At 69.5% G+C, this 22,136-nt stretch carries 18 protein-coding genes, 1 tRNA gene and 1 pseudogene; 6 read left to right on the top strand and 14 right to left on the bottom strand.

Annotation, left to right across the window (positions count from 1 at the left end):
* Positions 1-78 precede the first annotated feature (78 nt).
* Entirely contained in the window at positions 79-558 is a 480-nt protein-coding gene (locus tag ACT3UL_RS02830; protein WP_444576611.1) for a hypothetical protein, read from the top strand.
* A gap of 19 nt (positions 559-577) precedes the next feature.
* On the opposite strand, the gene ACT3UL_RS02825 is transcribed toward ACT3UL_RS02830, so the two are convergent.
* From ACT3UL_RS02825 to coaE, 3 genes are all read right to left on the bottom strand, one after another.
* Complete coding sequence (locus tag ACT3UL_RS02825; protein WP_444576610.1) at positions 578-2,293, bottom strand: ABC transporter ATP-binding protein; 1,716 nt, start codon at positions 2,291-2,293, stop codon at positions 578-580.
* Between the two features lie 113 nt (positions 2,294-2,406).
* Positions 2,407-4,509: an excinuclease ABC subunit UvrB gene (gene uvrB, locus ACT3UL_RS02820; RefSeq protein WP_444576609.1), complete on the bottom strand. Its 2,103-nt coding sequence runs from the start codon at positions 4,507-4,509 to the stop codon at positions 2,407-2,409.
* 125 nt (positions 4,510-4,634) lie between these two features.
* Positions 4,635-5,258, bottom strand: coding sequence for a dephospho-CoA kinase (gene coaE, locus ACT3UL_RS02815; protein ID WP_444576608.1), 624 nt, complete (start codon positions 5,256-5,258; stop codon positions 4,635-4,637).
* A gap of 109 nt (positions 5,259-5,367) precedes the next feature.
* Between coaE and ACT3UL_RS02810 the strand changes: the two genes are divergently transcribed.
* Positions 5,368-6,348: a trimeric intracellular cation channel family protein gene (locus ACT3UL_RS02810; RefSeq protein WP_444576607.1), complete on the top strand. Its 981-nt coding sequence runs from the start codon at positions 5,368-5,370 to the stop codon at positions 6,346-6,348.
* Positions 6,349-6,425: 77 nt separating this feature from the next.
* On the opposite strand, the gene aroD is transcribed toward ACT3UL_RS02810, so the two are convergent.
* The 7 genes from aroD to polA all read right to left on the bottom strand — a co-directional run bounded on the left by aroD (position 6,426) and on the right by polA (position 15,778).
* Positions 6,426-7,310: a type I 3-dehydroquinate dehydratase gene (gene aroD, locus ACT3UL_RS02805; protein ID WP_444576606.1), complete on the bottom strand. Its 885-nt coding sequence runs from the start codon at positions 7,308-7,310 to the stop codon at positions 6,426-6,428.
* Between the two features lie 11 nt (positions 7,311-7,321).
* The gene (gene aroB, locus ACT3UL_RS02800; RefSeq protein WP_444576605.1) at positions 7,322-8,404 is read right to left on the bottom strand and encodes a 3-dehydroquinate synthase; all 1,083 of its coding nucleotides are present in this window, start codon (positions 8,402-8,404) and stop codon (positions 7,322-7,324) included.
* Entirely contained in the window at positions 8,401-8,946 is a 546-nt protein-coding gene (locus ACT3UL_RS02795; RefSeq protein ID WP_444576604.1) for a shikimate kinase, read from the bottom strand. Before ACT3UL_RS02795 ends, aroB begins: the two co-directional genes overlap by 4 nt.
* Positions 8,943-10,193, bottom strand: coding sequence for a chorismate synthase (gene aroC / locus ACT3UL_RS02790; RefSeq protein WP_444576603.1), 1,251 nt, complete (start codon positions 10,191-10,193; stop codon positions 8,943-8,945). Before aroC ends, ACT3UL_RS02795 begins: the two co-directional genes overlap by 4 nt.
* 102 nt (positions 10,194-10,295) lie before the next feature.
* Positions 10,296-11,126: an HAD-IIA family hydrolase gene (locus tag ACT3UL_RS02785; protein WP_444576602.1), complete on the bottom strand. Its 831-nt coding sequence runs from the start codon at positions 11,124-11,126 to the stop codon at positions 10,296-10,298.
* Positions 11,127-11,282: 156 nt separating this feature from the next.
* Positions 11,283-12,770, bottom strand: coding sequence for a 30S ribosomal protein S1 (gene rpsA, locus ACT3UL_RS02780; RefSeq protein WP_444576601.1), 1,488 nt, complete (start codon positions 12,768-12,770; stop codon positions 11,283-11,285).
* 308 nt (positions 12,771-13,078) lie between these two features.
* Entirely contained in the window at positions 13,079-15,778 is a 2,700-nt protein-coding gene (gene polA / locus ACT3UL_RS02775; RefSeq protein WP_444576600.1) for a DNA polymerase I, read from the bottom strand.
* Positions 15,779-15,868: 90 nt separating this feature from the next.
* On the opposite strand from polA, the gene ACT3UL_RS02770 reads away from it, so the two are divergent.
* Positions 15,869-16,333: a PaaI family thioesterase gene (locus tag ACT3UL_RS02770; protein WP_444576599.1), complete on the top strand. Its 465-nt coding sequence runs from the start codon at positions 15,869-15,871 to the stop codon at positions 16,331-16,333.
* Between the two features lie 36 nt (positions 16,334-16,369).
* Here ACT3UL_RS02770 and ACT3UL_RS02765 read toward each other — a convergent pair whose 3' ends face one another.
* Both ACT3UL_RS02765 and ACT3UL_RS02760 read right to left on the bottom strand, forming a co-directional pair.
* Positions 16,370-17,752 (bottom strand): ABC transporter substrate-binding protein, encoded by a 1,383-nt coding sequence (locus ACT3UL_RS02765; protein ID WP_444576598.1) that lies wholly within the window; start codon positions 17,750-17,752, stop codon positions 16,370-16,372.
* Between the two features lie 56 nt (positions 17,753-17,808).
* Positions 17,809-18,459 carry an ANTAR domain-containing response regulator gene (locus ACT3UL_RS02760; protein WP_444576597.1) on the bottom strand — a complete coding sequence of 217 codons (651 nt, stop codon included), beginning with the start codon at positions 18,457-18,459 and terminating at the stop codon, positions 17,809-17,811.
* Between the two features lie 108 nt (positions 18,460-18,567).
* Here ACT3UL_RS02760 and ACT3UL_RS02755 point away from each other — a divergent pair.
* From ACT3UL_RS02755 to ACT3UL_RS02745, 3 genes and pseudogenes are all read left to right on the top strand, one after another.
* Positions 18,568-18,649 (top strand) — tRNA-Leu (locus ACT3UL_RS02755).
* A 411-nt stretch (positions 18,650-19,060) separates the two neighbouring features.
* A pseudogene (locus ACT3UL_RS02750) lies at positions 19,061-19,627 on the top strand (DUF1541 domain-containing protein); the annotation flags it as partial.
* Positions 19,596-20,117: a CueP family metal-binding protein gene (locus ACT3UL_RS02745; RefSeq protein WP_444576972.1), complete on the top strand. Its 522-nt coding sequence runs from the start codon at positions 19,596-19,598 to the stop codon at positions 20,115-20,117. The pseudogene ACT3UL_RS02750 and the gene ACT3UL_RS02745, both read left to right, overlap by 32 nt.
* 114 nt (positions 20,118-20,231) lie before the next feature.
* On the opposite strand, the gene ACT3UL_RS02740 is transcribed toward ACT3UL_RS02745, so the two are convergent.
* Together ACT3UL_RS02740 and ACT3UL_RS02735 are read right to left on the bottom strand one after the other, a co-directional pair.
* Complete coding sequence (locus ACT3UL_RS02740) at positions 20,232-21,323, bottom strand: sensor histidine kinase (RefSeq protein ID WP_444576596.1); 1,092 nt, start codon at positions 21,321-21,323, stop codon at positions 20,232-20,234.
* 52 nt (positions 21,324-21,375) lie between these two features.
* Positions 21,376-22,089, bottom strand: a complete 714-nt coding sequence (locus ACT3UL_RS02735; RefSeq protein ID WP_444576595.1) for a response regulator — start codon at positions 22,087-22,089, stop codon at positions 21,376-21,378.
* Positions 22,090-22,136 lie beyond the last annotated feature (47 nt).

The following is a 22,136-nucleotide window of genomic DNA, read 5'->3' as shown; positions in this document are numbered from 1 at the left end:
GGGAGTCTTCCCCATCGGCTTCCGCGCACGATCCGCATAGCCTCCGAGCACAGGCATTCCACAGCAGGAGGAGGACCCATGAGCACGAGCACGAGCACCACGACGACCACCCGGGCGACCGGACGCCGCAGCCCCAGCACCCTGAGCACGCGCCGCGGCGTGCTGTTCCTCCTGCCGGTGACGACCCTGATCGCGGGGTGCGGGCTCCTCGAGGCTGTGGACCCGTCCCCGACCGTCACGCTCACCGTGGTCTCGAGCGGCTGGACCGGCTGGAGCACGGATCAGCCCGCGCCGGAATCCGCGACGGAGAGTGTCACGAAGGGATCCGAGTTCTCGCGTGAGGGCGACGGCGGCGAGCTCACCTTCACGGTGAAGGAGGTCGACGACGAGGAACTCACGCTGCGCACGAGCCGGCCGATGTCCGAACGCTCCGAGACCGGTGGGATCGACCTGACCACGGAGCAGAGGACCTTCACCGTCGCCGTCGGCGAGACCCTGGAGATCACGACCCCGACCATGGACGGCGGGACGACGTACGCGATCACCTACGAGGAATGATCCCTCGGCACGTGGTCCGTCACCGCTGTTCGGCGAAGATCGCGGCGAACCTGCCGTCGAGGGCGAGCAGCTCCTCGTAGGTCCCCTGCTCGGCGACCCGGCCCTCATCGATGACGTAGATCCGGTCCATCTCCTTGAGCGTCCAGGCACGGTGGGAGACGACGACCGTGATCCTGTGGTGCTTCGTCCGCTGCAGCTCGTGGAAGATCTCCTGCTCGGCCTCCGCGTCGATCGCCGAGGTCGGCTCGTCCAGCACCCAGACCGGGGCATCCCGGAGATAGATGCGTGCCAGCGCCAGCCGCTGCCATTGGCCTCCGGAGATGCCCACCCCTCCCCACTGCTCACCGAGCTGCTGATCCAGGCCGTCGGGCATGGCCTCGACCATGCCTTCCGCGTGAGCCGATCGCAGCGCGTTCCAGACCTCCTCGTCGGTCACGTCCTCTCGCGGCGACCCGAGACGCACTGCGTCGCGCACCGTCAGCTCGAAACGTCCGAACTCCTGGGTCAGCAACCCGAACCTCGCGAGCCGAGCGGCCTCGCTGAGGTCCGAGCAGCTCGACCCGTCCAGGAGGACCCGACCTTCCTGTGGTGTCACGAGTCCTAGCAGTGCGTTGACAGTCGTCGTCTTCCCGGCACCGTTCACCCCGACCAGCGCGACCACCTCGCCGAGTCGAGCCTCGATGCTCACGTCGGTGATCGCGTTCTCCCCTCGTCCGCTGTATCGATGCGAGAGATGTTCCCCCCGCATCTCACGAACCGCAGGAGCAACCGTATGCTTCCTGCTCGGTCTCTCGGCGGCGAGGAACTGATGGAGCCCCCGTGCAAGGGGAAGAGTCTCTATGGCGAGCCCGGCGTTCAACCCGGCCCCGGCGGACGCTGTCATCGCTGCCATGACCCCGTAGATGCCGGCCACGGCGGGTGACTCGAACTGCGCGCCGACGACGACGGACATGACTGCGCCTCCGAGGAGCAGTGCAGCGACGAGCCCGCTGAGGACGTTCCCGGTGATCTGTGGACGCATGGCTCGGGCCAAGATGGAGTCGACTGTCCTCCACCGATCAGCGACCATCTCCCCGATTCTCTCCGAGGTTCCCAGACCAGCGAGCTCGGTCGCCGAGCGTTGCCGGACGATGAGCTCTCGCAGATAGCGTTCCCGGTCGTAGTGCGGGCTGACCTGCTCCCACTGAGATTCCCAGACGCGCGAGAGATACCTGGAGTAGATCAGCGGCGGGATGAGTGCGATGAGGGTGAGCACGCCGGCAAGAGGGCTGAAGGTGAAGACGGCTGCGATCACTCCGATCGAGGACAGCAGAGCCATCAGCGCTTCCATGAACTGCTTGAAGGACCACGCGATGCCTTCACCGATGGCGCGGGAGTGGCGTTCCACCTGTGAGGCGACGGAGGAGTTCACCAGTTCGTCCGGTGCGATCCTCGAGGCTTCGCGGACGAGAGCAGAGTTCAGATCGGCCTGCAGTCGCTGTGCAGCGCGGTGCTGGAAGATCCCGCACATCGAAGATGCCGACGGCGTCAGTCCGACCACCAGGATCATGGCGAGGAGTAGTCCCGCCACGTCGCGAAGATGCTCCGCGTCGCCGAGAGCAGCGATCAGCTCGGCGATGAGAAGCACCTGCAGCGCAGGAACCGCGGCGAGCACGAGCGCCACCAACGTCGTGGAGACGACCATGACCGGAGCAGCAGCCAGGGCGCGCCGAGAGATCCATGCGATGGTCCGCACTGGCACTCCCCTGTCGACGTCGACCCGGTCGCCTCCACCGGCGGCCTCGTCGATCGTCCCACGTCACCCAGCTCGATGGGGCCGAACGGGGAGACCGCTCCAGGGGGCGGAGCCTAGGAGCGCTGGACCGCCCGCAGCTCCTTCTTGAGCTCCTGGACCTCGTCACGCAGGCGTGCGGCCTGCTCGAACTGGAGGTTCTCGGCGGCCTGGTGCATCTGCACCGTCATCTCGTCGATCATGCCGGTCAGGGAGCCGACGGGATCATCGCCGAGGTCGACCGTGCGGCCGTTGACGGCGTCGACCGCATTGGCCCGGGCGCGGTCGCGGGTGACCCGCTCCTTGCCGGAGCGGTAGTCGGTGGCCATCAGGGTGTCGGTGTCGATGTCCTCGCGGGCGAGCATGTCGGTGACGTCCGCGATGCGCTTGCGCAGCGGCGTCGGGTCGATGCCGTTCTCGGTGTTGTAGGCGACCTGGATCTCTCGGCGACGGTTGGTCTCGTCGATCGCGGACTGCATCGAGTCGGTGATCCGGTCGGCGTACATGTGCACCTGGCCGGAGACGTTGCGGGCGGCGCGGCCGATGGTCTGGATGAGCGAGGTGCGCGAGCGGAGGAAGCCCTCCTTGTCCGCGTCGAGGATCGCGACGAGCGACACCTCCGGGAGATCGAGCCCCTCACGCAGCAGGTTGATGCCCACCAGCACATCGAACTCACCCTTGCGCAGCTGGCGCAGCAGCTCGATGCGGCGCAGGGTGTCGACGTCCGAATGCAGGTACTGCACCCGCACCCCGTTCTCGAGCAGGAAGTCCGTGAGGTCCTCGGCCATGCGCTTGGTCAAGGTGGTCACCAGGACGCGCTCATCGCGCTGGACCCGCTTCTCGATCTCCTCGCGCAGATCGTCGATCTGGCCCTTGACCGGCTTCACGATCACCTCGGGATCGACCAGGCCCGTCGGCCGGATGATCTGTTCGACCACGCCGTTCGCCTTGCCGAGCTCATAGTCCGCGGGGGTCGCGGAGAGGTAGACCGTCTGGCCCGTGCGCTCGGTGAACTCCGAGAAGGTGAGCGGCCGGTTGTCCAACGCGCTGGGCAGGCGGAACCCGAAGTCGACGAGCGTGCGCTTGCGGGAGCGGTCGCCTTCGAACATCGCACCGATCTGCGGCACGGTCACATGGGACTCGTCGATGACCAGCAGGAAGTCCTCGGGGAAGTAGTCCATGAGGGTGTTCGGGGCGGTGCCGGGGTCACGGCCGTCGAGGTGCCGGGAGTAGTTCTCCACGCCGTTGGTCGAACCGACCTGGCGGAGCATCTCGAGGTCGTGCGTGGTGCGCATCCGCAGCCGCTGGGCCTCGAGGAGCTTGTTCTGGTGCTCGAGCTCCTCGAGCCGTTCGGCGAGCTCGACCTCGATGGTGCCGATCGCGCGGGAGAGCCGCTCGGGGCCGGCGACGTAGTGGGAGGCGGGGAAGATGTGGATGTGGTCCTCGGCGCGGATGACCTCACCCGTCATCGGGTGCAGCGTGTACAGCGCGTCGACCTCGTCACCGAAGAACTCGATGCGGATCGCGAGCTCCTCGTACATCGGGATGATCTCGACGGTGTCGCCGCGCACGCGGAAGGTGCCGCGCTCGAAGGCGACGTCGTTGCGGTCGTACTGCATGTCCACGAAGCGGTGCAGCAGCTCATCGCGGTCCAGCTGCTGGCCCACCTTCAGCTGCACCATCCGGTCCACGTACTCCTGCGGGGTGCCCAGGCCGTAGATGCAGGACACGGAGGAGACCACGACGACATCACGACGCGTGAGCAGGGAGTTGGTGGCGCTGTGCCGCAGCCGCTCCACCTCGGCGTTCACGGAGGAGTCCTTCTCGATGAAGGTGTCCGACTGCGGGACGTACGCCTCGGGCTGGTAGTAGTCGTAGTACGAGACGAAGTACTCCACCGCGTTGTTGGGCAGCAGATCCCGGAACTCGCTGGCCAGCTGCGCGGCGAGGGTCTTGTTGTGGGCCATCACCAGGGTGGGGCGCTGCACCTGCTCGATCAGCCAGGCCGTGGTCGCGGACTTGCCGGTACCGGTGGCGCCCAGCAGCACCACGTCCTGCTCGCCGTCGTTGATACGACGCGTGAGGTCCGCGATCGCCCTCGGCTGATCGCCCGAGGGCGAGTAGTCGGAGACGACCTCGAAAGGGTGCTCGGCGCGGACCAGATCAGTGATGGGACGCATGGGTCGAGCCTACGTCCCGGGTCGGACACCCGACAGATGACGGCCTGTGCGTCAGCGCACGGCGGAATCGTGCGTGCCCCCGGCGTCCTCCGGCATCCTCCGCCCCTCGCGGGGGATGCGCGAGGTCAGAGGGCGCCGACGAGGACGGCCAGGGCGTGCTGCGCGCGCTGCGCGAGGGCCTCCCGATCCGTCGTGTTGAGCACGAGGCGATCCGCCCGTCGGATCCGTTCGAGGTCGGTGACCTGGGCGGCCATGATCGACTCGACGTAGGCACGGTCCTTGGCGCGGTCGCGGACGACCCGCCGGATGCGGTCCTCCCGGCGGGCGAGCACGGCGACGACGGCGGCGTACTCCGCGTCGCGATCCTTCTCCAGCAGCAGGGGGCTGTCATGCACGACGAGCGCCTCGCCCGCCGCGGCCGCCTCCCGCTCCTCCTCGGCGACCGCGCGGTCGACGCGGGTGAGCACGATCGCCTCCAGATCGGCCCGGGCCTCGGCATCGGCGAAGACGAGGCCTGCCAGCGCCGCCCGGTCGATCGTCCCGCCGGAGGTGCGGAAGTGTTCCCCGAATCGCGCCACGGCCTCCTCGACCCCGTCACCGGGGATGTCGAGCACCGCCCGGGAGTGCGCATCGAGGTCGATCACGCGGTGTCCTGCGTCCCGCCAGAACGCCGCGACCGTCGACTTCCCGGAGCCGATGCCGCCGGTCAGGCCGATGCGAGGAAGGGTGGCACGAGCTGAGATCGTCATGCGCCGATCGTACGGGGCACCTGCCCCCCGACTGTTCGGTCGGCAGGTGGGTGCCCTCTCACGTCGTGCCGGATCCTCACGCGGCGTCGGGGCGGGCTACCGTCGTGGCGTGGACCCTCTCCAACTGCTCGTCACCAATGACTTCCTCCGCGTGCTGGACCTCATCGGGGTCTTCGTGATGGGTGTTGCCGCAGGTGCCCTCGCGTCGCGGCTGAACTTCGATGCCGTCGGCTTCGCGATCATCGGCATCGTCGCCGGTCTCGGCGGGGGCCTCGTGCGCGACCTGATCCTCGATTACGGCACGCCGGCCGCCTTCGACGGCCCCTGGTACCTGACCTGTGCGCTCGCCGGGTCGCTGTTCACCTTCGTGATCGCGGCCGACGGGCCCTGGTGGCGGGGCCTGGTCACCGTGCTGGACATCGCGGCGATGGCGCTGTGGGCGGCGACCGGCACGGCGAAGTCGATCGGCTACGGCCTGGATCCGCTGCCGGCGATCCTGCTCGGGGTGACCAGCGCCGTGGGCGGCGGCGTGATCCGCGATGTCCTCGTGGGCAGGATCCCCGCGATCTTCGGCGGCGGGCCGCTGTATGCGACGGGCGCCCTGGTCACCGCGATAGGCACCTGGGGCGTGACCGCCCTGGGTCTGCAGTCCCCGTATGTGCTGGTGGCCGTCGCCCTCGGCGCGCTCCTCGCCGGGCTCGCGGCCTGGCGGCGCTGGTCGCTGCCCGCGCATGGCGAGTGGCAGGTGACGATGTCCGCCTCCCAGGTCAAGGCCCTCGTGCGGCGCACGCGGCGCTCCGAGCGCGAGCGGGTCGCGATGGAGACCGGTGCGATCCCCGTGGTCGACGCCTCGGTCGACGATCTCGCCGACGACATCAGCTTCCTGGACGCCGATGCCGGTCAGTACGCCGAACGGGCGTTCGCCGACCACGACGGGGACGCCATCCGCTTCCCGGAGCCGGGGCTCGACGGGGGGCACGGACACGAACAGGGGGCCGGAGACGTCCCCCCTCGTGAAGCACGCCGCGCAGGCAGCGCGGACAGCTCGGACGCGGATGACCTCGGCGACGACCCGGACGACCCCCGCTGAGCGGACCCGCTCAGCGGGCAGCAGGGATCCGCACGTCAGGTCCCCAGGTCGCAACCGGCTCAGGGACGCAGCCGGGCTCAGGGGCGCAGGAGCTCGAGCATCCTGGCGACGTCGTCGGCCCCGAGCTGGCCCGGGGCGGAGGCCGCCCCGGCCGTGGCGAACGTCGCGGCGCTGCCGAAGGACTCTGCCGAGACCCGGCTGGCCACGCCGAGGGTTCCCATGCTGATCGCGATGTGGGGCCCCGTGCGCTCGGAGGCCACCGTCAGGCTCGCGGAGAGCAGCGTCAGCACGTCTCGGGCGGTCCTCGGGGTCACGGCGATCTTGGGGACGTCGACGCCGAGGCGGCGCTGGGAGCGCAGCAGCTCGGCGATCTCCGCCTCGTCCGGTGTGCCCTCGAGGTCGTGGAAGGAGCCGATCACGACCACGCCGTTGCGGTGCGCGGTCGTGATCACGCGCGCGACGATCTCAGGCGACCGCGACGTCTCGATGTCGATCATGTCGACCTGGGACTGGGTGCCGGCTCGCCGGGAGCCCATGAGCGCCTCCAGCAGCACGGCGAGATCGAGGTCGCGGATCCGCCGCTCTCCGCCCTCCGCTGCGGTGCGCACGGTCGCCAGCAGCGCCTTGTCGGGTCCCAGCTTGGCGCGCAGCGCCGGGAGGGTTGCGAGCACAACGTCGCGGTGGTCCTCGGAATCCTCCAGGTCCGGGCGGAAACGATCGATGCGCCATTCGATGATGCGTGCCGGGGTCTTCAGCGCGGCGTCGGCCTGGGCGAGCACGGCGTCGTGATCGTCGCCCACCAGCGGGACGATGATCTCGGGCCGTGCACGGCCGAGCTCGATGCCGCGCACCGTCGCAGTGATCGTGGTTCCCGTGGTCTCGGCGCCCGGGGTCTCGATGCCGGCGGGGCCGGTCGGGGCGCTGCCGGTCGCGCTGGGGTCGGTCGGGGTGCTGTCGGTCATGGTGTCCTCCGTCATTCTGCGGTGATGGCTGCGTAGGCGGACAGCAGCAGGGCGGGGTCGGGACCTTCCAGGCGGGACACCGAGCCGACCCGGTCCAGGACCACGAAGCGCAGGAGACCCGCCCGGGTCTTCTTGTCACGCTTCATGGCGTCCTCGAGCTTGGGCCACTGCCGGTCCCGGTACGTCGTGGGCAGGCCCAGCGAGGTGAGGATGCTGCGATGACGGTCGACGTCGGCCTCGGAGAGCTTGCCCGCAAGGTGCGAGAGCTCGGCGGCGAACATCATGCCGACGGAGACCGCCGCGCCATGGCGCCACTGGTAGCGCTCGTTGCGCTCGATGGCGTGGGCGAGGGTGTGGCCGTAGTTGAGGATCTCGCGGCGTCCCTGCTCGGTGAGGTCCTCGGAGACGACGTCGGCCTTGATGCGGATCTTGCGCTCGACGACTTCGCGGAAGGCGTCGGTGGTCACGTCGAGCACCGCGGCGGGGTCCGCCTCGATGATCTCCAGGATGCGCTCATCGGCGATGAACCCTCCCTTGACGACCTCGGCGAGCCCGGCGGCGATGTCGTGGGCACCGAGGGACTCGAGGACGTCGAGGTCGGCGAGCACCGCGATCGGCGGATGGAAGGCGCCGACGAGGTTCTTGCCCTCCGTGGTGTTGATCCCGGTCTTCCCGCCCACGGCGGCATCGACCATGCCCGCGACCGTGGTGGGGATCTGCAGCACGTCGATGCCGCGCAGCCAGGAGGCGGCGACGAAGCCGGCGAGATCCGTCGCGGCGCCGCCGCCGAGGCCGATGATGAGGTCGCCACGGCCGATCTCCGCCTGCCCGCACACGCCCCAGAGGAAGCCGGCGACCTGGGCGGTCTTGGCCTCCTCCCCGTCGGGGATCTCTGCGGCGAAGGCGTCGCGACCGGTGCCGGCGATGGTCGCGCGGATCTCCTCGGCGACATCGCGGAGACTGGGCTGATGGACGATGACGACGCGGCGGGTGCGCCCCGGGATCAGGTCGCCGACGTCGTGCATGATGCCGCGGCCGACGAGGACGTCGTAGCTGCCGACGGGGGTGGTCACGGGGATCACGGTGGTGCTCATGGATTCTCCTCCTCGGGCAGGGACAGCAGGTCCCTGCCCATCATGTCGGTGATGGCGCGCGCCACGGAGGCGGCGCTGCCGCGGCCGGTGTCGACGCTCCAGCGGGCGAGCTCGCGGTAGACGGGCCCTCGGGCACGGGCGAGCTCGCGCCAACGGACCATGGGGTCCGCGCCGCCGGCGAGCATCGGGCGCCCATGGCCCCGGCCGATGCGGCTGGTCGCCGTGCGCTCATCGATCTCGAGCAGCACGACGGGCCCGCCCCGCAGCCGCTCGCGCGAGGCGGGGTGCAGGGGCGCGCCCCCGCCGAGAGAGAGCACACCGCGGCAGGAGGCGAGGGCCCGCTCCAGCACCGCGGCCTCGAGCTCCCGGAAGCCTGCTTCGCCCTCGGTCTCGAAGATGGCCGGGATCGGGCGTCCCGCCTCGGCGACGATCATCGCGTCCAGGTCGTCGAAGGGCACGTCCAGACGGGTCGCGAGCTCCCGCCCGACGCTGGTCTTGCCGGCACCCATCGGGCCCAGCAGGATGACAGCGGGTCCGCTCACGAGGCGGCGCCCGAGCCACCGCCCACGATGCGGGACTGCAGCTCGACCGTCCCTGCCAGGTGCGCCCGGATCTCCTCGACGCTGTCGCCGCCGGTCTTCTCCAGCAGGGCGTCCACGAGGGTCAGCGCGACGACGGCCTCCGCGATCACCGCGGCGGGCGCGACCGCACAGGTGTCGGAGCGCTGGTGGTTGGCGCTGGACTGCTCACCGGTGGCGACATCGATCGTGCGCAGGGCGCGCGGCACCGTCGAGATCGGCTTCAGGGCGCCGCGCACGCGCAGCACCTGGCCGTTGGTCATGCCGCCCTCGAGCCCGCCCGCGCGGTTGCTGGCGCGCGGGATGGCCGTGCGGCTGTCGGCCTCACCGGCCGCGAGGATCTCGTCATGGGCGGCGGAACCGCGCCGGGCGGCGGTCGCGAACCCGTCACCGATCTCCACGGCCTTCATCGCCTGGATCGACATGATCGCCTGGGCGAGGCGACCGTCGAGCTTCCGATCCCACTGCGTGTGGGATCCCAGACCGACCGGGAGGCCGTAGGCGAGGACCTCGACGACGCCGCCGAGGGTGTCGCCGTCCGCCTTCGCGGAATCGACCTCGGCGACCATCGCGGCGGAGGTCTCCGGGTGGAAGCAGCGCAGCGGATCGGCGTCCAGAGCCTGATCGTCGTCCGGCGTCGGCAGGGGGGCGTCCTCCGGGACGCGCACCGGGCCGACGGACAGGGTGTGGGAGACCAGCCGGATACCGGCGGTCTGCTCCAGGATCGCGGCGGCGACGCGGCCCGCCACCACCCGGGCGGCGGTCTCGCGGGCGCTGGCCCGCTCGAGGATCGGGCGTGCTTCGTCGAACCCGTACTTGAGCATCCCGGAGAGATCGGCGTGCCCGGGTCGCGGGCGGGTCAGCGGGCGATTGCGGGCGATCTCCCGCTGGTCACCGGTCCCGGCATCGACGAGGAGGTCCTCAGGCTGCACGGGATCGGCGCTCATGACCTTCTCCCACTTCGGCCACTCGGAGTTCGCGATCTCGATCGCGAGCGGCGAGCCGAGGGTGAGCCCGTGCCGGAGCCCGCTGTGGACCGTCAGGACGTCCTGCTCGAACTTCTGCCGACTGCCGCGGCCGTGGCCGAGCCGCCGACGGGCGAGAGCCGTCTTCAGATCGTCACTGGTCAGCTCGATCCCGGCGGGAACGCCGTCGAGCAGGGAGATGAGGGAAGGGCCATGGGATTCCCCGGCCGTGAGCCAGCGCAACATACCGCTGATCCTCTCATGATGCGCTGGGCGCACGGACGGTCGTCCGCGCCGCACGGACGACGATCCTGGAGGTCCTCGTCACCTCGCGCAGTGCGCTCCGGTTCAGTCCTCCCCCAGCTCCACCGCCTCGGACGGCATCAGCTCCTCCACCAGGGGGACGACATCCGCGATGCCGTCCATGATCGCGGTGGGCCGGAACGGGTACAGAGGGATCTCGTCCTCCGTGGTGGATCCGGTCAGCACCAGCACGGACCGCATGCCGGCCTCGAGGCCCGACTTCACGTCGGTGTCCATCCGGTCACCGATCATCACGGACGTCTCGGAATGTGCGCCGATGCGGTTCAGCGCGGTGCGCATCATGAGCGGGTTCGGCTTGCCGATGTAGTACGGCTGGATCCCGGTGGCCGCGGTGATCATGGCCGCGACGGACCCGGTGGCGGGCAGCGGGCCCTCCGCGCTGGGGCCGCTGACGTCCGGATTGGTGGCGATGAACTTCGCGCCCTTGGTGATCAGGCGGATCGCCCGGGTGATCGACTCGAAGGAGTAGGTGCGGGTCTCCCCCAGCACCACGAACTCCACATCGGAGTCGGCGAGGATGAACCCCTCCTCGTGCATCGCGCTGGTCAGGCCCGCCTCACCGATCACGTAGGCCGACGAGCCGGGTGCCTGCTCCGCGAGGAAGCGTGCCGTGGCCATCGCGCTCGTCCAGATCGACTCCTCGGGGATGTCGATGCCGCTGCGCGAGAGGCGGGCTCGCAGGTCCCGGGGCGTGAAGATCGAGTTGTTCGTGAGAACCAGGAACGGACGGCCGAAACGCTGCAGGGCCGCGATGAAGTCGGCGGCGCCGGGCAGAGCGGACTGCTCATGGACGAGCACGCCGTCCATATCGGTCAGCCAGGAGTGGATCGGATGGTCATCGAGCGCGGTGGTCATGCCTCCAGTGTGCACCGAGAACGCCCTCGCCTGCAGGAGGCCATCCCGATGACCTGCAGATCACTTCTCCGCGGATCCCCCGTGCGCGTCCCCCGGACGCCGGAACGCCCCGGCCCCCGTGAGGGGACCGGGGCGTTCCGCAGAACGATCCGAGGATCAGTTGCCGGTGAGCTTGGCGCGCAGGGCGGCCAGTGCCTCGTCGGAGGCCAGCGTGCCCTCGTCCGTGGTGCTCGACTGGTAGGAGGAAGCCTGCGTGGCCGGAGCGGCCGACGGCGTCGAGGTGGACGTCTCGGTGGCCGGTGCGTTCGCGGACTCCTCGTCGGCCTTGATGGCCTCGGCGACCTGAGCCTTGTGAGCGGTCCAGCGCTCGTAGGCGGCGCCGTACTGGGCCTCCCACACCTCGCGCTGGGCGTCGTAGCCCTCGAGCCACTCGTTGGTCTCCGGGTCGAAGCCCTCGGGGTACTTGTACTCGCCGTTGGCGTCGTACTCCGCCGCCATGCCGTACAGGGCCGGGTCGAAGGTGGTGTCGTCACCCTCGGGGTCGACGCCCTCGTTGGCCTGCTTGAGCGACAGCGAGATCCGGCGACGCTCGAGGTCGATGTCGATGACCTTGACGAAGACGTCCTGGTCGACGGTGACGACCTGCTCGGGCAGGTCCACGTGGCGCTGAGCCAGCTCGGAGATGTGCACGAGGCCCTCGATGCCGTCCTCGACGCGCACGAACGCACCGAAGGGAACCAGCTTGGTGACCTTGCCCGGAACGACCTCGCCGATGGCGTGGGTGCGGGCGAAGAGCTGCCACGGATCCTCCTGCGTCGCCTTCAGCGACAGGGAGACGCGCTCGCGATCCATGTCCACGTCGAGAACCTCGACGGAGACCTTCTGGCCGACCTCGACGACCTCGGACGGGTGATCGATGTGCTTCCAGGACAGCTCGGAGACGTGCACCAGGCCGTCGACGCCGCCGAGATCGACGAAGGCGCCGAAGTTGACGATGGAGGACACTGCGCCCTCGCGGACCTGGCCCTTCTGCAGGGTCTGCAGGAAGTCCGAGCGGACCGCGGACTGGGTCTCCTCGAGGTAGGCACGGCGCGACAGGACCACGTTGTTGCGGTTCTTGTCGAGCTCGATGATCTTCGCCTCGATCTCCTGGCCGACGTACGGCTGCAGGTCGCGGACGCGACGCATCTCGACGAGGGAGGCGGGGAGGAAGCCGCGCAGGCCGATGTCGACGATGAGGCCGCCCTTGACGACCTCGATGACGCGGCCGGTGACGACGCCCTCGTCTTCCTTGATCTGCTCGATCGTGCCCCAGGCGCGCTCGTACTGTGCGCGCTTCTTGGACAGGATCAGACGGCCTTCCTTGTCCTCCTTCTGGAGGACCAGGGCCTCGATCTCGTCGCCGACCTCGACGACCTCACCGGGGTCGACGTCGTGCTTGATGGACAGCTCGCGCGAGGGGATGACGCCCTCGGTCTTGTAGCCGATGTCCAGGAGGACCTCATCGTGATCGACCTTCACCACAGTGCCTTCGACGATGTCGCCATCGTTGAAGTACTTGATGGTCGCATCGATGGCTGCCATGAGTTCGTCGGCGCCGCCGATGTCGTTGATGGCGATCTGGGGGGTCGTGGTGTCGGTCATGTAGGTAAGGACTCCGTCGGGACAGGTTTGAGTAGGAACGATGGACGTGCAGTGCCCCTGCTCAGGGGCACATCCGCACGCACCCGACCACGTTCGAGGATCCATGGGTGTTCACCGCATGCATCCCCCGAGGGGCGGGCCCGCGCGCAGACCTTGACCAGGTTACCAGCCTGAGGATTCCTGCGCGAGGGAGAACCCGGCTCCGACGTCGCGCGCCGATGTGAGTTCAGTCCCTCTGCGGCCCGCCGCCTGCACATCGGCCCGCCGTCGGCTCGGTGGGCGGCCCCGTGTCAGTGGGCGGCCCCGGGTCAGTGTGCGGCCTCGAGCCAGTTCGCGCCGACGCCGATGCCGACCTCGAGGGGCACCGACAGCTCGAAGGCGGAGCCCATGCCCTCGGTGACGGCCTCGCGCACCTGCTGCTCCTCGCCCTCGGCGACGTCCATCACCAGTTCGTCATGGACCTGGAGCAGGACCCGCGAGGTCAGCTCCTTCGCGCGCAGCAGGTCGTCGACCCGGAGCATCGCGAGCTTGATGATGTCCGCCGCACTGCCCTGGATCGGCGAGTTCAGCGCTACCCGCTCGGCGTTCTCGCGGCGCTGGCGGTTGTCGGAGGTCAGATCCGGCAGGTAGCGGCGGCGACCGAGGATGGTCTCGGTGTACCCCGTCGACCGGGCCTTCTCGACGCTCTCGCGGAGGTAGTCCTGCACCCCGCCGAACCGCTCGAAGTAGCCGTCGCGCAGGGCGGTCGCCTCCCCCTGGGAGATGTGCAGCTGGCGGGCAAGGCCGAAGGCGCTCAGCCCGTAGGCCAGCCCGTAGCTGATGGCCTTGGTCTTGGACCGCATCGCGCCGTCGACCTCCTCCGGCTCGACGTCGAAGACGCGCGAGGCCACGAAGCGGTGCAGGTCCTCTCCCGAGCGGAACGCCTCGATCAGGCCGGCGTCCTCCGAGAGGTGCGCCATGATGCGCATCTCGATCTGCGAGTAGTCGGCGGTGAGCAGCGAGCGGTAGCCGGTGGACGTGACGAAGGCGGACCGGATCCGGCGACCCTCCTCGGTGCGGGTCGGGATGTTCTGCAGGTTCGGGTTGTTCGAGGAGAGCCGTCCGGTCGCGGCGATGTTCTGGTGGAAGGTGGTGTGGATGCGCCCCTCCGGGGAGATGAAGCGCCGCAGGGTCTCGATGATCTGCCGCATCTTCGTCACGTCGCGGTGCGCGAGCAGATCCGCGAGGAAGGGGTGCTGGGTCTTCTCGAACAGGTCCACGAGGGTCTCGGCGTTCGTGCTGTAGCCGGTCTTCGTCCGACGGCCCTTGGGGAGGCCCAGGCGCTCGTAGAGGACCTCCTGGAGCTGCTTGGGCGAGCCGAGGTTGATGCGATCGCCGTCGATGTGGGAGAACGCCGACTCGGCGACCTCGGTCTGCTTGGTCGCATGCTCCTGGTCCAGGCCTCCGAGCACCTCGTCGGAGACTGCGATGCCGGTGGCCTCCAGCTCCCCGATCACGGCGGACAGCGGCAGCTCGAGGTCGTCGTGCAAGGACAGCGCGGCGTGCTCTTCGAGCTCCGTGCGCAGCAGCCGCTCCAGTCGCAGCACCGCATCGGCGGCGAGGCCGAGCTGCTCGGCCTCGGCGTCCGTGTCGTCGTCGGCCCCGAGACCCAGCTCCTGCTGGGCCGCGGCGGCCTCCACCTGGAGGTCCTCCTGCAGGTGGCGCAGGGTCAGCCCGGCGAGGTCGGTGGGCCGCTGATCGGGGCGGCACAGGAACTCCGCGATCGCGAGGTCGGTGCGCCAGCCGGCGATGCTCAGCCCGCGGCCACGAGCCTGATGGGAGAGGTTCTTGGTGTCGTGCGCGACCTTGGGGATCTCGGGGTCCTCGAGCCACGTGGCGAGGGCGCGCTCCGCAGTGTCGTCGAGGTCGGCAAGCGTGAGCACCGCGAGCGCGTCATCGGTGGCCAGCGCGAGACGACGCAGGTCTCCCTGCCCGAGCGCCCAGCTCCCCTCGCTCGCGAGCGCGGCGCCCTCGCCGAAGGCGGAGGCCAGCAGCTCGGGGAGCTCGGCGGAGGAGGGACGCTGCAGCGGGGGCAGCTCGCGAGCGGGCGCCTGGGGCACGTCCACGCCGCCGGCGAGGAAGTCCGCGGGGACGTCCTTGCGGATCGTGGGGCCGAAGGCGAGCTCGTCGAAGAGCGCGTTGAGCGCGGTCCCGTCGCCGCGGCCCAGGGTGTAGTGCTCGGGGTCCGTGGGCAGCTCGAGGTCGAGGACGGCGGCGTTCATCAGGCGGTTGCGCTCGACGTCCGCGATGTGGTCGCGCAGGGACTGCCCGGCCTTGCCCTTGATCTCGTCGGCGTGGGCGATGATCCCGGGCAGGTCGCCGTACTGCACGATCCACTTCGCGGCGGTCTTCGGGCCGACGCCGGGGACCCCGGGGAGGTTGTCCGCCGACTCCCCGACGAGCGCGGCGAGGTCCGAGTAGCGCTCGGGCGGGATCCCGTACTTCTCCTCGATGGCGGTGGGAGTCATACGGCGCATCTCGGTGACGCCCTTGACGGGCTGCAGCAGGGTCACGTTCTCCCCCACCAGCTGGATGGCGTCACGGTCGCTCGTGACGATCAGCGCCTCGCCGCCCTCGGTCGCGGTGCGGTGGGCGAGGGTGGCGATGATGTCGTCGGCCTCGTAGTCCTCGACCGTCAGCCAGCGCACCCCGAGCGCATCCAGGACCTGCATGATCAGGTCGATCTGGCCCACGAACTCGGGCGGGGTCTCGTCGCGACCGCCCTTGTACTGGTCGTAGATGCGGTCGCGGAAGGTGCCGCCGGGCAGGTCAAAGGCGACGGCCACATGGGTCGGCTTCTCGGAGGCGACGACGTTGATGATCATCCGCGTGAAGCCGTAGACGGCATTGGTCGCCTGCCCCCGCCCGTCGCTGAACCCGTCGGCAGGCAGCGCGAAGAACGCGCGGAACGCCATGGCGTGCCCGTCGATGAGGAGGATTCGCTGGTCACCGGTGTCGCTGGCACTCATGAGGAGAAGTCTCGCATGCCGCGCCGTCGACCGCCGTGCAGACGGTCCCGCCAGAGGCGCCGAAGGCTCCGCCTGTGGCACCCTCAGGGCATGAGTGATGCACCTGAGCGCAGTGAGACCGTCCACGCCCCGCTGTCCGGGGAGGAGCTGCGGGAGCTCATCGCCCCCATGATCCGCGGGACCCTCGTGGAACGATGCGGGATGGAGCTGCTGAGCCTGTCCGCCGACGGCGGTCTCATGACGATGCCGGTGGCGGGGAACACGCAGCCGGCAGGACTCCTGCACGGCGGCGCGACGATCGCCCTGGCCGAGTCCGTCGCCTCCTTCGCCGCGATCGTCCACGCCCGGGAGGTCCACGGCGACGGCGCCCAGGCGGTCGGCACCTCGGTCTCGGCGCTCCACCACCGCTCGGCCCGTTCCGGGATCGTCACGGCCACCTGCACGATCCGGCACGCGGGACGGCAGATCGCGAGCTATCTCGTGGACGTGCACGACGAGGACGGGACGCTGCTGAGCACCATCACCGTCCAGACGATGCTCCTCCCGCCGCGCTGACGCACCCCCGATGGCGGCGCCTCGGCCGCCAGCGCCTCAGCCGCCGGTGTCGAACACCGTGGTGGGAGCGGACCCGATGGCCGGCTCCGAGTCGAGCGAATTCTCAGCATCCCAGGTCCGGCTGCGGATCTTCCCCGTCCGGAGATCGTTGTCCGAGCCCAGCTCGAGCGGGCCGGACCGCCCGGTGAAGGAGATCGTGGTGCGCTGCCCGGCAGCGCGTGCGTCGCGGAGCAGCGCCGAGCAGTCCCCGAACTCGGCGCACTCCTGGGTTCCCGAGAGCACCCTTTCCAGCGAGCCGGCGATGTCCACGCCACCGACAGACACGGCGTCCTCCGCCGCGAGACCGGCGAGCAGGACCGCGTCGTAGGCCTGCTGCGAATACCCGAACCCGGTGGCCAGCAGGGTCGAGTCGACGTTGAGCATCATGTTGACGTGCGTGTCGTCCAGCGCGTCGCCGGGCAGATATCCCGTGGCGGAGGCGAGGCACTCCGGCGTCAGTGCGTCCTCGGAGTAGTCCACGCTCGCCGCCGGGCCCAGCCGGGAGGGGATCGTCACGGCGGGCTGCTGCGATCCGTCCCGCGTGGCGTCGTGCAGGGCGGACAGGAGAGGTCCCACCTCCGGACCGCCGTTCACGACGAGCAGGGCAGGAGGCTCCGCCAGGACGGCCTCGATCACGGCGTCGAGGTCCGGCGCGTCCCCGGCGGGATAGAACTGCTGTGTGAGGATCTTCCCGCCCCGAGGGGCCAGGATGCGCGTGAGCTCGCCCACCAGGCTGCGCCCCTGCGCTGTGTCCTCCGAGACGTAGGCGACCGTGCCGGGAGGCCCGCTCCCGTCCGATCCAGACGTCCACGCCTGCTCGGCGTAGAGGGTCGCGATCGCGACGTCGTCGGGTGCGAGCCGTATCAGCATGTTGGCACTGGCCACCTCGGGCTCCCGCACGCTCATCCCGGAGGTGAGGACATCGATCACGGCGATCTGCGCGTCGACGAGGGCGGGGATCACCGCCACGAGCGACTCCTCGTCCAGGGAGGTGATCACGGCGCTCACCCCGGCATCGGCCATCGTCGCGATCACCGCGGAGAGGTCCTCCCCCGCAGCGGCGGCGACGTGCCGCTGGTGCATCGTCACCTCGTGGCCGAGAACGCCGCCCCAGCGGGCGTTGAGATCGATCATCGCCTCGGTGATCGCGATCGAGATCGGCGTCTCGAAGGCCGCGGCCCGGCCGTAGGAGGCCCCGATCGATCCGAGGACGAGCGGCGTGTCCGGCGTGGGCGGCGCAGCGCCGAGCGTCCCGGCGTCCCCGCCCGAGGTGCCGGGATCAGCGTCGCGGCTGCAGGAGGTCAGCACACCGGCACCTGCCGCGGCACCGACGATCGCCGGGGCGAGCCCGCGCACCAGCGACCGCCGTGTGATCGACATCGAGCCCGCGCATCCCCTCTGGTCCGGCATATGCCACGCCGGACCGGTGTCTCCGGTCAGTCCTTGCCGGACCCGCCGAGCTGGTCGACGACGGCGTCGGCGACCTCACGCATCGTGAGGCGGCGATCCATCGACGTCTTCTGGATCCAGCGGAAGGCCTCCGGCTCGGACAGGCCCATGTTGGTCTGCAGCAGGCCCTTGGCACGATCCACGCGCTTGCGAGTCTCGAAACGCTCACCGAGGTCGGCGATCTCGGACTCGAGCTGGGTGATCTGCTGGAACCGGGAGATCGCGATCTCGATCGCGGGCAGCAGATCCGCCGGCGTGAAGGGCTTGACGACGTAGGCCATCGCGCCGGCATCGCGGGCGCGCTCGACGAGCTCGGCCTGCGAGAACGCCGTGAGCATCACCACGGGGGCGAGGTTGTCCTCGCCGATGCGCTCGGCGGCGGTCACGCCGTCGACCTGGGGCATCTTCACGTCCATCACGACCACGTCGGGTCGCAGCTCTCGGGCCTTGGTCACGGCGCTCTCGCCGTCACCGACCGCGGCGACGACCTCGAAGCCTGCCTCGGTGAGGGTCTCCACGATGTCCATACGGATGAGGCTCTCGTCCTCGGCCACGACGGCTGTGCGCCGCGGGGTCTCCTCCTCCGCGGTGGAGAAGTCCTGCTGATCGTCGGGAAGGGGGGTGGTGTCGTCAGTCATGTCGCCCTGTATCTCGGGAAGTGCCTGACGCGGGGTGCTGTGCACCCGCACGGTCGAGGCCGGTGGTCATCAGCGTTATCCTAGTCCAGCGCTCCTCCGTGGGTGCGAGCCGGGTTGGCGGAATGGTAGACGCGGCGCACTCAAAATGCGCTGTCCTTTGGGCGTGCGGGTTCGAGTCCCGCACCCGGTACCCCTTCAGTGACCGATGACCTGCCGCGATGCGTGCAGAACCGCCCACATCGGAGCGCTCCGAGCTCGATGTGTGAGCGCAGATCCCCTGCGCAGACCAGACCCTGCGCCGGCAGCGCGCCGCTGGTCACGGCCCGATGCGGCGCCGTCCCGCCATCGGACTCACTCCCGACCTCCCTCTCTGTGAGGCGTCCCACCAGGGTCCGTGCCGGTCTGCTCGCACCGTCGCGGATCACCGGGACCACGGAGAGAGAACGATCATGTCCGACCTCGTGCAACGGCTCGGCGTCCAGTCACGACAGCGCGGAACGTCAGTCCCGCACAGTGTTCGTGACGTCCAGATCTGATCTTGAGGAGGCCTTGACATGCGGGTCCTAGGCTGGTCGTAAACAGCCTCTGACTAGGAGAGATGATGCAGACTCGCCGTTCTTTCGTTGGACTCGCAGCCGTCATCCTCACCGGTGGGACAGCTCTTGCCGGCTGCACCGACAGCGGATCTGACATCGCTCAGACATCCGACGCGTCGGCAGCCTCCGACGGTGGTGGACATGGAGACATGGAGCATCCGATGGACGGCGGGCCCGCACCCGAGGGGATCGCACCAGCCGAGGACCCCGAGTTCCCTGTCGGCACGACGGTGACGCTCACGGCGGACCACATGGAAGGCATGGCGGGCGCAACGGCGACGGTCTCCGGCGCCTTCACCACCACGACGTATTCGGTCAGCTACACCCCGACCGACGGTGGAGATCCAGTCACCGACCACAGGTGGGTCGTCCACGAGGAGCTCGAGAATCCGGGCGACGCCCCGCTGCCGGACGGCAGCGAGGTGGTCATCACGGCCGAGCACATGGCGGGCATGAAGGGCGCCGACGCCACCATCGACCGTGCCACCGAGGAGACCGTGTACATGGTCGATTACGAGGCCGTCGGGATGATGATGACGAATCACAAATGGGTCGTCGAGAGCGAGATCGAGCGGCGATCAGGAGCTGCTCCGCGACCTCGGATACGAGGGTGCCGATGCCCAGGAGATCATCGACCAGCTCGAGGCGCTGCCGGTTGCCGAGCGACCACGGGGCCTGATGGCCAGCGTCGTGGCGACCGCACTCGGGCTCAGCGACGCTGCGGGGCGGGAGGTCGAGCTGTCCCTACCCCAGAACAAGTTCTACCTCTCGGTGGCTCCTTTCAGGGACTCCACCCACGAGTGCGCCTATCACAGCTTGACGACGTGCCTCGGTGAGCTGCGTCGTCAGGACGTCACGGTGAGCGTGGTCGACGACAGCTCGGGCGACCCTCTCGAGGATGGCACCCGCACGACGGGAGACAACGGGTTCCTCGGAATCTGGCTGCCCCGCGGGATCACCGCGGAGCTCACGTGCACCGTCGAGGATCTGTCGGGGACTGCGTCCATCTCGACTCAGGAGGAGGACGATCTCACCTGTCTGACGAGTCTTCAGCTGAGGTGAAGGAACGCAGGACGGAGAGCGCTCACGGAGGCGGGACGCGGCGGCTCACCACGACCGCCCGTTCCTGGCGGCCCAGGGCGGCGGAGCTAGCGGTCAGCGGTCAGCTGTCAGCGGTCAGCGGTCAGCGGTCAGCTGAGGAAGGCTGATGGTGAAGCAGGCTCCTCGTCCGGGACCTTCGCTCGTCGCCGTCATGGTCCCGCCGTGCGCATCGACCAGGGCACGGCTGATCGTCAGACCGATACCTGACCCGGAGTTCTCGCGGGTGCGAGCGCTGTCGGCGCGGAAGAAGCGTTCGAACAACCGGGACCTGTCCTCCGCGGCGAACCCCTCCCCCTCATCCGCCACCGCGATCTCCACCGTCCTGCCGTGCGCCGCTGCCGAGACCGTGACGGCGGCTCCGGAGGCGGTGTGCCGGAGCGCATTGCTCAGCAGATTTCCGAGCACCTGGGCGAGACGATCCGGGTCTGCGTGGATCACCGGCGATCGACCCGTCGTCGTGTCGAGGCGCAGCGCCACCTCTGCGCCCTCGAAACGCTCCTGCCATTCTCGGAGCACCGAGGCCAGCAGGTCATGGGCGACGAGGGGTCGTGGCTCCACCAGGAGCTGACCCTCTTCCGCCCGGGACACCTCGCTGATGTCGGCGGCCAGCCGCGACAGCCGCACGGTCTGGCTCGCGAGGATGGGCATCACCGAGTCGGGATCGATGACGCCGTCGGCCAGAGCCTCATGGTGCGCAGACAGGGTGGCGATGGGAGTGCGAAGCTCGTGGGCGAGGTCGGAGAGCAGCTGGCGCCGGGTCTCTTCGACGACATCGAGCCGGGCCGCCATGTCGCTGAGCGTCGCCGCCAGAGAGTCCAGCTCGGTCCCGTCGCCGATGACGGGAACCCGGGTGGAGTAGTGGCCGCGGGAGAGTTCGTCCACAGCCGACGTGAGGCCGTGGAGCGTCACGCGGAGGCGTCGCGTCAGGTTCCAGGTGACGAGGCCGGCAGCCAGGAGCGAGACCACCAGCCCGACGCCGAGGGCGAGGGCAAGGGCGTCGCGGTGGGCACGTTCGATGTGGACGAGATCGGTGTCCCCCATGGGAAGGTCGGTCTGGAGGAGGTGGTGGTGGAAGGCCGCGGGCCCGATGATCACCGTCAGGACGGTGATGGTGAGCGCGCCGGCGAGCAGCACCATGATCTGGCCGACCATGAGTCGTGACGCCAAGCTCTTTCCCCGGGAAGGACGCCGAGCTGGGGAACCCAACATGGTCACGACCTCACCCCTTCCCCATCCGATACCCGATGCCGCGCACCGTAGTGACGAATCGCGGGGACTCGGCCGACTCACCCAGCTTCCGACGGAGATTGGCGATGTGCACATCGACGAGATGATCGTCGCCGTTCCACCTGTCGCCCCAGACGAGCTCCAGCAGCTGTCCACGGCTGAAGGCCTGGCCCGGACGGTGCGCCAACGTCATCAGGAGCCCCCTCTCGGTCGGGGTCAGCGGGACCGGAGCTCCTGCCAGCCGCACCTCCTGCGCCGTCGTGTCGATCTCGAGCGCCCCGAACCTCCGCACCGTGCTCGTCGACGCGGCCCCGGGGACGGCGCGCGGTCGGCGCAGCACGGCCTGCACCCGGGCGACGAGCTCGCGCACGCTGAACGGTTTGGTGAGGTAATCGTCCGCCCCCACAGACAGACCGACCAGTCGATCCACTTCCTCTGTTCGCGCGGTCGTGATCAGCACATAGCAGTCGGAGAAGGCACGGATCCTCCGCATCACCTCCAGGCCGTCGAGACCCGGCAAGCCGAGATCGAGGATGATCACGTCCGGCGACATCGTGCGGGCCAGCCCCACCGCCTCCGGACCGCTTCGCGCAGTCGTCGTGGCATAGCCGGCCCTGGTGAGATATGCCTGCACCACATCCGACAGCGCTGCCTCGTCCTCGACGACGAGAACCATCGCCGCCGCTCGATCCGCTCCACTCCTCATGCGTCCCAGTCTGGTCGCCGTTCCTGGATGCCATGGGGCTGCAGTGG

Origin of the sequence: Brachybacterium sp. 107, assembly GCF_052379725.1 — a bacterium.
Taxonomy (GTDB): domain Bacteria; phylum Actinomycetota; class Actinomycetes; order Actinomycetales; family Dermabacteraceae; genus Brachybacterium.
The sequence above is the reverse complement of the archived record's forward strand: the minus strand, read 5'-3'. Positions and strand labels throughout refer to the sequence as shown.